The organism is Streptomyces sp. NPDC031466 (genome assembly GCF_055581265.1).
On the sequence record NZ_JBVIJT010000012.1, the window covers coordinates 89,860 to 103,023 of the forward strand.

At 72.2% G+C, this 13,164-nt stretch carries 11 protein-coding genes and 1 pseudogene; 7 read left to right on the forward strand and 5 right to left on the reverse strand.

The window, feature by feature from the left end:
* Positions 1-284: 284 nt before the first annotated feature.
* Positions 285-419 (forward strand): hypothetical protein, encoded by a 135-nt coding sequence (locus tag ACZ5GP_RS28325; protein ID WP_468753518.1) that lies wholly within the window; start codon positions 285-287, stop codon positions 417-419.
* Positions 420-786: 367 nt separating this feature from the next.
* Here the strand turns inward: ACZ5GP_RS28325 and ACZ5GP_RS28330 are convergent, their stop codons facing one another.
* The 3 genes from ACZ5GP_RS28330 to ACZ5GP_RS28340 all read right to left on the reverse strand — a co-directional run bounded on the left by ACZ5GP_RS28330 (position 787) and on the right by ACZ5GP_RS28340 (position 5,311).
* Positions 787-2,157, reverse strand: a complete 1,371-nt coding sequence (locus ACZ5GP_RS28330) for a ricin-type beta-trefoil lectin domain protein (protein WP_468753519.1) — start codon at positions 2,155-2,157, stop codon at positions 787-789.
* 324 nt (positions 2,158-2,481) lie between these two features.
* Positions 2,482-4,002, reverse strand: a complete 1,521-nt coding sequence (locus ACZ5GP_RS28335) for an MFS transporter (protein ID WP_468753520.1) — start codon at positions 4,000-4,002, stop codon at positions 2,482-2,484.
* A 133-nt stretch (positions 4,003-4,135) separates the two neighbouring features.
* Positions 4,136-5,311, reverse strand: a complete 1,176-nt coding sequence (locus ACZ5GP_RS28340) for an alpha-hydroxy-acid oxidizing protein (protein ID WP_468753521.1) — start codon at positions 5,309-5,311, stop codon at positions 4,136-4,138.
* Positions 5,312-5,639: 328 nt separating this feature from the next.
* Here ACZ5GP_RS28340 and ACZ5GP_RS28345 point away from each other — a divergent pair, with 328 nt between their 5' ends.
* The 4 genes from ACZ5GP_RS28345 to ACZ5GP_RS28360 all read left to right on the forward strand — a co-directional run bounded on the left by ACZ5GP_RS28345 (position 5,640) and on the right by ACZ5GP_RS28360 (position 9,849).
* On the forward strand, positions 5,640-6,056 hold the full coding sequence (locus ACZ5GP_RS28345; protein ID WP_358697999.1) for an ATP-binding protein: 417 nt from the start codon (positions 5,640-5,642) through the stop codon (positions 6,054-6,056).
* A gap of 290 nt (positions 6,057-6,346) precedes the next feature.
* On the forward strand, positions 6,347-7,858 hold the full coding sequence (locus ACZ5GP_RS28350; protein ID WP_468753522.1) for a hypothetical protein: 1,512 nt from the start codon (positions 6,347-6,349) through the stop codon (positions 7,856-7,858).
* A gap of 400 nt (positions 7,859-8,258) precedes the next feature.
* Positions 8,259-8,885, forward strand: a complete 627-nt coding sequence (locus ACZ5GP_RS28355) for an RNA polymerase sigma factor (protein ID WP_468753523.1) — start codon at positions 8,259-8,261, stop codon at positions 8,883-8,885.
* Positions 8,878-9,849 (forward strand): CU044_5270 family protein, encoded by a 972-nt coding sequence (locus ACZ5GP_RS28360; protein ID WP_468753524.1) that lies wholly within the window; start codon positions 8,878-8,880, stop codon positions 9,847-9,849. Before ACZ5GP_RS28355 ends, ACZ5GP_RS28360 begins: the two co-directional genes overlap by 8 nt.
* A 409-nt stretch (positions 9,850-10,258) precedes the next feature.
* On the opposite strand, the pseudogene ACZ5GP_RS28365 reads toward ACZ5GP_RS28360, so the two are convergent.
* A pseudogene (locus ACZ5GP_RS28365) lies at positions 10,259-10,897 on the reverse strand (dioxygenase family protein); the annotation flags it as partial.
* A 44-nt stretch (positions 10,898-10,941) separates the two neighbouring features.
* Complete coding sequence (locus ACZ5GP_RS28370) at positions 10,942-11,892, reverse strand: helix-turn-helix domain-containing protein (protein WP_468753525.1); 951 nt, start codon at positions 11,890-11,892, stop codon at positions 10,942-10,944.
* A gap of 321 nt (positions 11,893-12,213) precedes the next feature.
* Between ACZ5GP_RS28370 and ACZ5GP_RS28375 the strand changes: the two genes are divergently transcribed.
* Both ACZ5GP_RS28375 and ACZ5GP_RS28380 read left to right on the forward strand, forming a co-directional pair.
* A complete protein-coding gene (locus tag ACZ5GP_RS28375) occupies positions 12,214-12,624 on the forward strand; it encodes a hypothetical protein (protein ID WP_468753526.1) in 411 nt (136 codons plus the stop codon).
* A 60-nt stretch (positions 12,625-12,684) separates the two neighbouring features.
* Positions 12,685-13,155, forward strand: coding sequence for a hypothetical protein (locus ACZ5GP_RS28380; RefSeq protein WP_468753527.1), 471 nt, complete (start codon positions 12,685-12,687; stop codon positions 13,153-13,155).
* The last annotated feature ends 9 nt before the right edge of the window (positions 13,156-13,164 follow it).

Here is a 13,164-nt window from a genome sequence, read left to right on the forward strand (position 1 = left end):
ACCTGGAGTGCGCTCCAGTGCAAGGCCAAGGCCAAGGCCAAGGCCAAGGCCAAGGCCAAGGCCAAGGCCAAGGCCAAGGCCAAGGTCAAGGTCAAGGTCAAGGTCAAGGTCAAGGTCAAGGTCAAGGTCAAGGTCAAGGCCAAGGCCAAGGGCCAGGCCTGCCGGGTGTTCCGCGCGGGCCGCCCCGCACAATGGCCGGGGTCGGCCGGCCCCGTACATCCGGGTCGTCGCGCGGTAGGGCGCGGATCACACGAACTCCGCCGACGCGGCGGAGAGAAATCACCGTGAGGGACTCAGAGAACGATGTGCGCAGACGTGTGAGAGCCGGGGAACGCGACGCGTTCGCCGAGTTGTACGACGACGCCACCGTCGTGGTGCTGCTGCGTCGCGGCGACGAACCCGCCTTCGTCCGCGGCTGACCGACCACACGGGTCATGACGCCGCGCCTGGGACTGAGATCGCCCCGGGCAGACAAGGGGACACTCCAGCCCCGAGCCATGGCCGACAGCCGATCGTCACTGCGCCCGACCGTCGGCGTTTCGGCCAACTACTTCCGAGCCGGAGCCCCTTGCGCGGCAAGGGCGGGTGCACCGCACACCTGGCGCCCACGACCTGCCGGTTCGCCGAGCCCGCAGGACCGTCCCCTGGTTCCGCGCCCCGCTGGTGCTCATGATCGGCTGGCAGAGGTGGTGCTCACGAAGCCCGGATTCCGGCGTTTCCGCAGGGAACAGCGCTCATGAACTCGCGGAACCAGGGTCCGGGGGCGGCCGGCCCAGCCACGCGTGACTATTTGGGCGTGACCCAGCGCTGGCGCTTGCTCGCGTTCGCCGTGTGCAGCCGCACCTGCGTGCCGTCGGCGGTGCTGCTGTCCGCGAGATCGAGGACCTTGCCGGACGCGAGGTGCGCGATCTGGCCCCCGGCCGTCACCGCCCAGCGCTGGGACGCCCCGCCGTCGCAGTCGCGCAGGCTGACCCGGTTGTCGGCGGGCGCGTCGCGGTGGTTGTCCAGACACTTGCCGAAGGCGCGGAACGTGCCGTCCTTCTGCAGGATCCACGACTGCGCGACACCACCGTCGCAGGCGTACAGCTGGATCCGGGTGCCGTTGGCCGCCTTGCCGCCCGCGACGGCGAGGCACTTGCGGCCGATGCCGGTGACCTTGCCCTGCGGCGGCAGCACGGCGCCGCCGGCGCGCGCCAGATGGCGCAGGCCCTGCACGTCGTACTGCTGGACATAGGTGCCCGCGCGCTTGTCCTGGTAGGCGCGGCTGGGGGTGCACATCACGGGGAACTGGCCGGAGTCGGTGCCCTTGACGCAGTCGCCGCGCGCCGGGCCGTGCTGGGCGTGCGCGAGACCCATCGTGTGCCCGAGCTCGTGGCTGATGTGATTGCGCAGATCGGTCTCGCCCATGGAGGGGGCGGGTTCGCCGTCGGCGGTGAAGAACTCGTCGTCGATGTACGCGTGCCCGCCGGTGACCGTGCCGGCCACGGAGGACGCGTAGAAGCCGCAGCTCAGGCTCTTGCCGCCGGAGCCGTCCCGGACGACCTGCCAGTCGGCGCCGCCACCGTCGGCGGGCGGTACGCACGGGCGGTGCAGCAGGCCGATGACGACCTCGCCCTTGGGCCGGACGTAGTCCCAGCCCGCCGGCCGCGTGTCCACGGTGAAGGGCAGATTCGTGACGCGTCGCAGGTCGGCGGCCGACCGCCGCACGTAGGGGGCCAGCCGGTCGGCGGCCTTCCGGTCGTAGAACTTGATGGTGTAGCCGGTGTTCAGGAGCTTGGTCGCGCCGCCCGACCGCCAGCCCTCGCCGTGCGGGGCGGGGGCCGCGCGCCTGGACGGGTGCGCGGAGGGCGCGGAGGGAGGCGTGGGGGACGGGGGGCTTGTGGCGGACGAGGACGGCGAGGCGGGCGCCCGGAAGGTCATGACGCCGTCGCGGAACCGGTTTCCGTCGACGTCGGAGAAGCCGAAGTCCTGCCGTTCCGCGCGGCTGGAGGCGGTGGGCGCGGGCGTGGTGGCCGGCCGGGCGTCCGCCGGTTCCTTGTCGTCGGTGCCGAACGCGGTGGTCGAGAGCTGGAGCCCCGCCACGACGGCGACCGCGGCGCCCACGGCGGCGGCAACCCTGCGGCGCCTGCGTGCGGCGCGCTTGCGTATCGAGCTCAAGTCCCCGTCGTCCTCTCACTGAAGAGCGTGTGCCGTCCCCGGGCCGCGCCACCGGGGCGGCGACTCCGGGGAGGAACAGTCGAACCGATGATAGGCGTGAAGGGCGGGGCGGGCGGTACGAGTTGGACTCCGTGTCAACGCGGTGCCGCCGAGTACGGCCAGGCGGACCGCCGGGCGGTTCGCGTCACCCTCCGGCGGGCGGGCGGTGCGCGTCCTGCTGCGGGGCGGGAAGCCATCCCGTCCAGGACGTCTCGTCGGTCTCGGCGATGCGGTACCTCTGCCAGTCCGCAAGGGACTTGGGGACGTCCAGAGGTCAGTCAGAGGTCAGTGCGCGCTCTCCGTGGGGCGCAGGTCCCGCGGGATCTTCGCCCAGGTCAGCGCCGCGGCGGCCAGCGGCAGTGCCGCCGCCATCAGGAACGTCGGCGTCATCCCGGAGGTGAACGCCTCGGAGGCCTTCGACAGCAGGGCGGGGCCGGCCGGGCCGGTCAGCCCGTGCGCCACGTGAGCGGCCTCGCCGATCGAGTCGCTCACCGCCGAGGCGCTCTCGGCCCCGAGGCCCAGAGCGGGGAGGTTCAGGCGATACAGCGCCGTGGCGACACTGCCGAGGACGGCCACGCCCATGGCCGCGCCCAGCTCGTAGCAGGTCTCCTCGACGGCCGCGGCACCGCTGACGTCCCGCGCCGGCGTGGCGGCCATCAGCGTCACGGACGCGGTGGTCGTCGCGATGCCGACACCGCAGCCGAGTACGCCCAGTGCCACGGCGATCCGGCCGTAACCGAGCGGACCCGACAGCGCGAACAGCCAGGGCAGGGCGAGGCCCGCCGTCATCAGCAGCAGACCGCCGCCCATGACGTGCCGGATCGGCAGCCGGTGCATCAGGATCGGCGTCACCAGCGAGGTGAGGACGAGGCCCAGCGGGGCGGGCAGCAGCCGGACGCCCGCCTCCAGTGGGGTGTAGCCCTGCCCGTACTGGAACCACTGGGTGATCAGGAACAGGGCGGAGCCCAGCGCGATCATGCCGAGGAAGATCGAGGTCGCCGCGATGGCGAACGGCCGGGAGGCGAAGAGGCGCACCCGGAGCAGCGGGTGCTCGATGCGCAGCTGACGGCGCACGAAGACGGTGAGCGTCACCGCGGCGAGGAGAAGCAGCGTCCAGGCCACGGGGTCGGTGGGGCCGCCCTTGCCGAGCTGCTTGATGCCGCCGGCGAGGGCGAGCAGGCCGAGGACCGACTGGCCCACGCCCCACCAGTCCCAGCGGCCCTGGCGGGGCTGATGGGACTCGGGCAGGACCCACAGGCCGAGCGCGATGACCACCAGCGCCACCGGGATGTTGACGAGGAACGCGGAGTGCCAGCCGTCGTGCTCCACGAGCAGGCCGCCGATCACCGGGCCGAGCGCCATGCCGCCACCGAAGACGGCGGACCACACGGCATAGGCGAGCGCGCGCTCACGGGCGTCGGTGAAGACGTGCCGCAGGATCGACAGGGTGGCCGGCATGATCGCCGCGCCACCGGCGCCGAGCAGCGCGCGGGCGGCGATGACTTGCCAGGCGGCGGTCGCGAAGACGGCGAGCAGCGAGGCGAGGGCGAAGACACCGAAGCCGATGAGCAGCAGTCGCTTGCGCCCCCACCGGTCGCCGAGGGCGCCGGCGGTCACCAGGAGCCCGGACAGCACGAGGGCGTAGACGTCGATGATCCACAGCTGCTGTACGGAGCTGGGCCGTAGATCGGCGACGAGGGACGGGAAGGCGACGTTCAGGATCGTGGTGTCCATGGCGATCAACAGCAGGCTGCCGGAGAGGATCGCGAGGACGGCCCAGCGCCGTGCGTCACGCTGCGGGGTCATGGTGGAACACTCCAAGTTCGAATGAGACACTAATGTCTCACATGGAACGTACGTGCGTCCACTGGGTGGTGATGCGTCCACTGGCCGGTGATGAGGGAGAGGGTCTCCTAACCGTCAGCCCACCGCGGCCCCCTCAGAGCACCCTCCGCAACGCCTCCGGCGTGAGATCCGCGAGGGTCGGGTATCCGTCGACGGCCATCAGCAGATCCGCCTCGGCGAGCAGTGAGCGCAGGACGTGCGTGACGCCGTCGGTGCCGCCGATGCCGAGGCCGTAGGCGTACGGGCGGCCGACGCCCACGGCGCGCGCGCCGAGCGCGATCGCCTTCACGATGTCCGCGCCACTGCGCACCCCGGAGTCGAACAGCACCGGCAACCCCTCGGCGGCCTCGACGACGGCGGGCAGGGCGTCCAGCGCGGGCAGTCCGCCGTTGGCCTGGCGGCCGCCGTGGTTGGAGCAGTAGACGCCGTCCACCCCGCCGTCCCTGGCGCGGCGGACGTCCTCGGGGTGGCACAGCCCCTTCACGATCAGCGGCAGTGAGGTCAAGGAGCGCAGCCAGGGCAGATCGTCCCAGGTGAGCGGGTTGCCGAAGACCCGCACCCACGTCAGGATCGCGGACTGCGGGTCCTGTTCGGGTTCGGCGGGCAGCAGGGCGCGGAAGACCGGGTCACTGGTGTAGTTGGCCAGGCAGTGGCCGCGCAGCTGGGGGAAGTTGGCGGTGCTCAGGTCGCGCGGGCGCCAGCCGGTGATCCACGTGTCCAGCGTGACGACGATCCCCTTGAACCCGGACTTCTCCGCGCGGCCGACCAGGCTCTCGGCGAGCGCGCGGTCGGTCGGCGTGTACAGCTGGAAGAAGCCCGGGGTGGAGCCCAGCTCGCAGGCCACCGACTCCATCGGGTCGGCGGACAGCGTCGAGGCGATCATCGGCACGCCGGTCCGCGCCGCCGCCCGCGCGGTCGCGAGATCGCCGTGCCCGTCCTGCGCGCAGATGCCGAGGACCCCGACGGGCGCCAGGAACAGGGGAGAGGGCAGGGTCATGCCGAACAGGTCGACGGACAGATCCCGCTCGGTGGCGCCGACGAACATCCGGGGCACCAGGCCCCAGCGTTCGAACGCGGTGACGTTGGCGTCCTGCGTCCGCTCGTCGCCGGCCCCGCCCGCGACGTACGACATGACCGAGGGCGGCAGCGCCGCGTGCGCGCGGGACTCCAGCTCGGCGAAGGTCATGGGGAACCGGGGGACGACGCCCCGCAGACCGTCCAGGTAGATCTCGTCCTGGTAGTCCTTGAAGGGGCGGGGCGGCTGCTGCATGGACGGCCTTTCCGGTTCGTGGCCGGCCTCTCCGGGGCCGGCCGGACGTACGCGCCCGCGCCCGCGCTGAAGGACCAGGCCAGTGTTGGTCGCACCCGATCTCGACGTCAACGCCGAGGACCGGGGCACATGACAACGTCACACACCGCCGAGGGGGTTGTCGGAGCGGCTGCGTCAGGTGCGGTACGGCATGGGGGACGGGCGGATTGGCGATCAGTCGGCGGGGGCATCACCGTGGGGCAGGACTGGTCGCGCAAGACACACCGCGACCCCGGTGGCGACAGAGATCGCGGTGACCGGTTGTCCCAGGGAGGGGAAGTGAGTTGCCATGCGTGCGCACCAGCGCGCCCATCGGCCCACCGCACGGGTGGAGTACGCATTGCCGCAGGAACCCGCGTCGGCGGGCCGGGCGAGAAGGCTGGCCTGCGCGTTCCTCGTCAGGACGCACCGCCGTAGGAGCGAGGTGACCGCCGAGCGCGTGGACGACGTCGCCCTGGTCGTCTCCGAGTTGGTGTCCAACGCCGTGCAGCACGCGCACGGCGGCTGCCGGCTGCGCGTCGAGGTCTCCGGCGGCCGGGTCACCGTCGAGGTCCACGACACGAGCCCGGTCCGACCCCGGGTACGTAAGCCGAGCAGCGTACGGGAGAGCGGCCGGGGCCTGGCACTCGTCCGCCAACTCACCCATCGCCTGGAGGTCGTGGAGACCCGCCGCGGCGGCAAGACGGTGCGGGCGGTACTGGCCTGACAGGGCGGGCGACCCGCCGGCGCGGGTGAGCGCGATCGTCAGCCCCGACGTCCCAGGAGGAACCATCAAACTCGGTCAGGACGAGCACCAGCTTGTCCTCGGCGAAGCCACATGCCTCGGCATCGAACTGAACGTGCCGCGGTAGAGGTCCTGTACAACCTTCCCGCACCGTCGAAGGTCACATGATCGGCCGGTGTGAACCAGCGGGTGACTCGCAGTGAACAGCGGGGAACCACCGGTGGCTTCACACGCCGTGGCCGCTCAACCGCACCTTGACCGAGGGAAGTCGTATGTCGCGTGCCCGTCGCTCCGCCCGTCTCACCATGCCCGTGATCGCCGCCTCGCTGCTGGTGGGCGGCGGCCTCTCCGCCCTCACGCTCGGGCAGGGCACCGCCCGTGCCGCCGCTCCCGCCGCCGACGCCGGGCGCGCGGGGGCCGCGGTGAAGGCGACGGAAGACTTCAACGGCGACGGGTACGGCGACCTGGTCGTCGGCGCCCCGGGCGGCACCGTCTCCGGGCAGGCCAAGGCCGGGTACGTGGTGGTGACGTACGGGGCGAAGGACGGCCTCGCCCCGGCCCGCAAGAAGGTCGTCAGCCGCTCCACGAGCGGGGTGCCCGGGGCGGCCACCGCCAAGCAGGGGTTCGGCAGGTCGTTCACCAAGGGCGACCTGGACCACGACGGCTACACCGACCTGGTCATCGGCGTGGAAAGCAAGAGCTCCGCGGCGGGCGCCGTGGTGCTGTGGGGCTCCGCGTCCGGCCTGACCGGCGGCACCAAGATCGCCACCCACGGTTTCACCCCGCAGGCCGGTGACTTCGACGGCGACGGCACCACCGACCTCGCCCTGTTCTCCGGGACGGGCTCCTACGGAGACGACCCGATCGGCCAGCAGGCACGCCTCTGGAAGGGTCCCGTCGCGCGGACCGGCACCCCGGCCAAGTCCCTCGACTTCATGGACAAGTCGCAGTGGTGGAACTACGACAGCGAACAGCGCCCCGACCCGACCTGCGCCGACCGGGACTGCATCGACGGCCCCACGTCCGTGCAGGGCCCGGTCGTCCCCAAGGCCGTCGGCGACATCAACGGCGACGGCCGTGCCGACATCGCCATGAACGACTACTACGGTGACGGCGAGTGGGGCAACAGCGTCCTGTACGGCACCCCGACCGGCTTCAGGCGTGGCCGGGCGCCGGGCTCGGCCGGCGAGTTGGGCATCGGCGACGTCAACGGCGACCACTACGACGACCTGGTGCTCGGTGACGACGACTACGAGCCGGGGGTCAGGGTCGCCTTCGGCTCGGCCGACGGCCTCAAGGAGCAGACGCAGAAGTTCGACCAGAACCTGCCGGGCGTGCCCGGCGCCGAGGAGGACGGGGACCAGTTCGGCAGCGCGATCGCCGTCGGCGACGTGACGGGGGACGGGTACGCGGATATCGCGGTCGGTGTCATCGGCGAGGACGTCGGCGGCGTCACCGACGCGGGCGCCGTCGTCCTGGTACGCGGCAGCGCCGGCGGCGTGACCGGGTCCGGGGCCCAGGCCTTCCACCAGAACACGGCGGGCGTACCCGGCGTCGCCGAGAAGGGCGACTTGTTCGGTGCGGCCACCGCGCTGCTCGACGTCACCGGTGACGGCCGCGCCGACCTCGCCGCCTCCTCCGAGCAGGAGAACGCCCAGGCGGGCGCGGTGTGGTCGCTGCGCGGTACGTCCACGGGCCTGACCGCCACGCACTCCGTCGCCTTCGGGCCGAAGGACGTCGCGGCCCCGAACACCACGGCGCTCTTCGGCAGCGCGCTGCGCTGAACCCCGCCGCAGCGGTGGTGGCCCGGTCCGAGAGCTCCCTGTGGCTCTCGGACCGGGCCGCGGTTCGTGTGGGCGCTCCACGCACGTGCCCTCTCCGCTCCTGAGCGCTCGGTGTGCAGCCGGGTGTCTTCACGCTGGTCGGCTGGGCCGCGTACTGGCGGTGTGCCGCCGCCCATGTGGCGTATCGGGCCACAGCCGAGGTCGCCGCCCGGTCCGCGTCCTCGACCTGAGCCCCTGAGCCGGCGTGCGTCGGAAGGGCCGGTCAGGGGCAAGCCGGCCAACCACTGCGACGTGAACTTCCTCGCCGTGGAGGTCTGAGGGAACTGCTTCGGCGCGATGGGCGAAGGACAGGTGAAAGCCCACGTATTCGAGCATCGTCCCGTGGACGAGAGGAGCCCCGATGACCGTCGGACCAGGCGTCGGCATCGGCACCGCGCGTGCCGATAGTGACGCCTCCGTGATCGCGCGGTCCCGGGATGAGCCCGAGGAGTTCGCCGCGCTCTTCGACCGGCACGCCGACGCCGTGCACCGCTATGCGGCCCGCCGACTCGGCGGCGAGGCCGCCGATGACCTCGTGGCGGAGACCTTCACCACCGCGTTCCAGCAGCGGCATCGCTACGACCCGGCCCGCGGCGCGGGCACCGATGCCCGGCCCTGGCTGTTCGGCATAGCGACCAACTTGGTCAGCCGGCATCGGCGGGCTGAGGCCCGCCGGTTCAAGGCCATGGCCCGGGTCCCGGCCCTCGCCGACCACGACGAGCCGCTGGCCGACCGGGCCGCGGACCGGGTGATGGCGCGGGCCGTACGCCGCGAGCTGGCGGCGGCGCTGGCCGCGCTGCCCGCTCGGCACCGGGACGTGCTCCTGCTGGTGGCCTGGGGGGATCTCAGCTACGAGGAGGCGGCCCAGGCCCTCGGTATCCCCGTGGGCACGGTCAGATCACGGCTGCACAGGGCTCGCACCAAGCTGCGCGAAGCATTGGGCGGATCCAATCCGACGGCACTGCGAGAGGTATCCGACCATGAGTGACGAACTCGAACTCTTGAGGGAGTGGGACGCGGACGCGGCCCCGCTCACCGGTCCGGCCCGGGACCGGGCCCGGCACCAGCTGCTCAACGCGATGGCCCGCGCGGACCAGCGCACCGGCACCAGCCCCGGTCGCCGCCATGTACTGCGCTTCGTGGCGGCCGCGGTGGTCGCCACGGGCGTTACGGGGACGGCCGTGCTGATGGGCGAGGACGGCTCCGGCGGGAGCGGCGCACCGGGTACGAGCACCCCGCGAATGGAGGTCGCCGCCGTGACGGTGCTGAACGGGGCGGCGGCTTGGGAACGCAAGCAGGAGAAGGAGCCGGTGGTGCCGCGCGACGACCAGTTCATCTACTCCAAGCGGATCATCAAGGAGACGGAGCAGAAGACCGGCGAGGTCAAGAGCTACACCGACGAGATGTGGGACTCGGTGGACGTCTCCAAGCCCTCGTTGTCCATGGAGCTGGGCCGCGAGATGTGGGAGGAGCCTGCGGGGAAGGGCGGCGGGGTGTGGCCACCCCGGAAGTGGAGCGAGCTGAAGAAGCTGCCCCAGGACCCGGAGAAGCTCATCTTGGCCATCGTCTCCCTCGGCTCCCGGACCGACGACCGGTCGGTCAGCGATCTCGACAAGCTCGAGCGGTTCGAGGCCTACTGGCTGCTCGGTGAGCTCCTGAAAAGCCCGGTGCTGCCCCAGGGACTGCGCCCCGCGGCGTACGAGGCGCTGGCCCTTGTGCCCGGCGTTCGAACGATCCCGGGAGTGAAGGACTCCGCCGGGCGGACCGGGGTGGGGATCGCCCATACCGGGCGTGGGCTCTCCGAAGGCAAGTACCTGATCTTCGACCCGTCGTCGTACGAATTCCTGGGCTTCCGCGACGAGCGCATCTCGGCTTCCGGGGAGAGGAAGTACATCCAGCTGTCGCACGTGGTGGACTGGGGGATCGTCGACCGGGTGAAGCAGCGCCCGTAACCGCCATCCCACGGCCGGGCCCCGCAGGGCTGCCGACACCGGCAGATGGTCACCGACGGCCCAGGTGGCAGCGGCCGACGAAGTCGCGCCCTCTGGATAGCCGGCAGTCGGCCTAGAGGCGGTTCCGTAAGAGGTCGGGGCCTGGGAAGATGTCGTGCGGTGACGTACGGGGCGAAGAACGGCCTCGCCCCCGCCCGCAAGCAGGTCGCCGGCGGCGGCCTCCGTGCTGCCCTGCCCGTGGGGGAGGGCCGAGAGGCCGCCGCCCACGAGCAGGGGCATGGTGAGACGGGTGGTGCGACGGGCGCGCGGCATGTGACTTTCCTTGGTCAACGTTCGGCTGGGCCGACGAGTTGACCTTCAGGAACCGCCGATGGTGGTACGAGGGTGCCCCTGCGGGCAGGTGCGGCTACTGCGGCACGTTCAGGACGAAGTCGAAGTCGGCCTCCTTGGCGTTCCCGACGGTGCGCACGTTCATCAGCAGCCGGGCGTCGAAGATCGGGTCCGTGTTGTTGCGCGGCTCACCGGGGAAGTACAGCTGGGTCGTGAGCACCGGGCGCCCCGGTGCCTGCACCTTGACGTGCAGATGGCGGGTGCGCCCGGGGTAGAGGCCCGGGACGACCGTGGTGAGCCGGAACGCGCCGTTCGCGTCGGTGTACTGGTGCCCGCGGAAGCGGAACCCCGTGTTGTCGTAGGTGCCGTAGGTGTCGGCCTGCCAGAAGTCCATCAGGACCTGGGGTATCGGACGGCAGGCACGCCCGAAGACGTACCCGGTGACGGTGAGCCGCACGCCCGGCGTACCCGGCTGCAACAGCGAGGTGCGGCGCGGGGAGTTGGGCTTGAAGTACGGCCCCTCCGTCTGCGGCGGCGTCGGGTCGTCGCCGTCGTCGCAGGCCGGGGTCACCACGGGCGCCTCGCCCCGCTCGCCCGCGGTGCGGGCCAGCGCGGGAACGCCCATGAGGGTCACCGGGACGGCCATGCCGACCGCGGCGGCGGCTCTCAGTACCGCCTTGCGGCTCGGTCCCTTGGGGTTGCCGGTCTCGTCGTCCATCGCTCCTCCTGAAAGGTGGGGTGGGTTCCGGATCGGCTACGAAGCTATGTGCGGGAACGGGCCCGGGCGATGGACTGGAGCCGGTGGTCGTGGTGAATATCGCCGGTGCCGCGGCGGAAGTCCCCGGGGCTGGCGCCGGTCTCACGGCGGAAGAAGCGGCAGAAATAGGCCGGGTCGCCGAACCCGACCCGCCCGGCGATCTGACGCACCGACAACTCCGTGCGCAGCAGCAGGCGTTTGGCCTCGTGCACCCGCGCCTGCCGGATCAGCTCGCCCGGTGTCCGCCCGGTGGACGCCTTCACCGCCTCGCTCAGATAGCTCACCGAGACGCCCAGGTGCTCCGCGCAGGTGCGCACCGAGGCGGGCGCCCCCTCCGGCGTGCCCAGCAGGTCCGTGAACCGGGCGGCCACCGACCCGGGGCGCGAACGCGGTGGCGGGGAGGCCGGCCGCTGCGCGGGCAGCCGCGCGGCCCGTACCACCAGGACGTGCAGCAGGGCCCGCAGCACGCTCTGGAACCCGTCGGCACCCGTGCGGTACTCGTCGTCCAGCTCCGCGACGAGGCGCGCCACCCGGTCCGCCGCCTCGCCGGGCAGTTCGAGCCAGGAGCGCCGGCCGAGCCCCCGTAGCGTGTCCCGGTCCGCGGGGTGGTCCACGAGGAAGTCGTCGGTGAAGAGGATGACCCGGCCCCGCAGGCCGCTCACGCCCTCCCAGTGGTGGACCTGGCCGGGGCAGATGAAGCAGAGGTGGGGCGGGCGCAGCGCGAATTCCGCGAGGTCGACGACGTGCCGGCCGGTGCCGCCGGTGACATGGACGATCTCGTGGAAGGTGTGCCGGTGCGGGAACGACGCGCGCGACATCGGCCCGATGGTGTCGAACGTGCCGATGGCGAACGGCAGTGCGTTGGGCATCGGCACCTGGAGGCGGTGCGTCGGCATGCCCTCCCCGGTCGGCTCGCCGTTGTTCCCCTCGCCGGGCAGGACCGTGGTGCCGCGCATACGTACGCTCCTCATCCCGACGTCGTCCGGACCGGCCGCCTCCCCACGATGGCACGCGCGAGCGCGGCCCGGGAGGGGCCCGTGCGTCAGCGGCGCGTCAGCCCCCTTCGGCACGATCGGGCGTACACGTGGAGCGCGATGGGTCGAGGGCCCGCAGCGCCGCGGACGAGCGACACGGGCCGAGCCGCCGGGGGAGAGTGGGACATGGGCCTCAGACAACGCGCAGCAGGCCATGCCGCGGACACGCCGGGCGGTACGACGGTCCCTCGCCCCGCGAGCCGGCCTTGGCGGGCCGGTGGCCGAGGCCGGCGGACGGCCTTGGTGGGCGTCCTCACCTGTGCCGCGGCCCTCACCGTGGTACCGCCCTCCCAGGTCACGGCCTCCGCTTCCACGGAGGTCGCCGCGAGCTGCCAGGCGCGGCCCGACGCCCGGCACACGGACTGGACCGGGATGCACTTCCTCGGGGACGTGGTCTGCTCGCACACCACCGGTTCGATCCGGGTGCAGTCCACGACCGACAGCTCCGTCAACGGCCAGATCGCGTTCTCCCCCAGCTGGTTCGTGTGCTGGAAGCGCGGCAGCCCGTATCAGGGCGCGGACATCTGGTACTACACGCAGGGCGACACCGTCTCCGGCAGCCGTACGACGAAGGGCTGGGGATACCTCCCCGCCGCCGAACTCGCCTCCGCCGCGCATCCGGTGCCGGGGCTCAAGCAGTGCACCTGGTCGTAGGCGCCCGTACCGCACGCCGTCCACGACTCCGTCGCCCTCCCGGACCCCTGGAGTACGCGCATGAGCCTCACCCTCTGTGGCCGACGGCCCCGCACGACCCTCGCGGGCGCCGCGCTCTGCCTGGCCCTGACCGCCGTGCTCGCCCCGGCCGCCCAGGCGAGCCCCTCCGGGCCGGCGCCCGGCGCGGCGGACGCCTCGGCGACCTGCTCGCTGCGCCAGAACACGCCGCACAAGGACACGCTGGGCAACGTCTTCACCCTGGACCTGTACTGCGACAACCGGGCCTCCGACGCGTTCGGCCGCCCCGCCTTCAACGCCCCGGTCACCGGCCGCCTCAAGTTCTCGCCGAGCTGGTTCGTGTGCTGGACCGAGGGCGACGCGGCCCCCGACGGGAACAAGGTCTGGTACTACACCCAGGGCGACGAAGTCGTGAGCCTGCCCGGCATCAAGGGCTGGGGCATGGTCCCGGCCAAGGTCGTGGAGACGCAGAAGCACCCGTACCCGGGGCTGCCCCGCTGTCCCTGGTTCTGACCCCCAGTC

Bases quoted from the DNA above. Each gene is read 5' to 3' on its own strand.
- ACZ5GP_RS28335 (WP_468753520.1), bottom strand. From the start codon at position 4,002: ATGACCCCGCAGCGTGACGCACGGCGCTGGGCCGTCCTCGCGATCCTC.
- ACZ5GP_RS28340 (WP_468753521.1), bottom strand. From the start codon at position 5,311: ATGCAGCAGCCGCCCCGCCCCTTCAAGGACTACCAGGACGAGATCTAC.
- ACZ5GP_RS28345 (WP_358697999.1), top strand. From the start codon at position 5,640: ATGCGTGCGCACCAGCGCGCCCATCGGCCCACCGCACGGGTGGAGTAC.
- ACZ5GP_RS28350 (WP_468753522.1), top strand. From the start codon at position 6,347: ATGTCGCGTGCCCGTCGCTCCGCCCGTCTCACCATGCCCGTGATCGCC.
- ACZ5GP_RS28355 (WP_468753523.1), top strand. From the start codon at position 8,259: ATGACCGTCGGACCAGGCGTCGGCATCGGCACCGCGCGTGCCGATAGT.
- ACZ5GP_RS28360 (WP_468753524.1), top strand. From the start codon at position 8,878: ATGAGTGACGAACTCGAACTCTTGAGGGAGTGGGACGCGGACGCGGCC.
- ACZ5GP_RS28370 (WP_468753525.1), bottom strand. From the start codon at position 11,892: ATGCGCGGCACCACGGTCCTGCCCGGCGAGGGGAACAACGGCGAGCCG.
- ACZ5GP_RS28380 (WP_468753527.1), top strand. From the start codon at position 12,685: ATGAGCCTCACCCTCTGTGGCCGACGGCCCCGCACGACCCTCGCGGGC.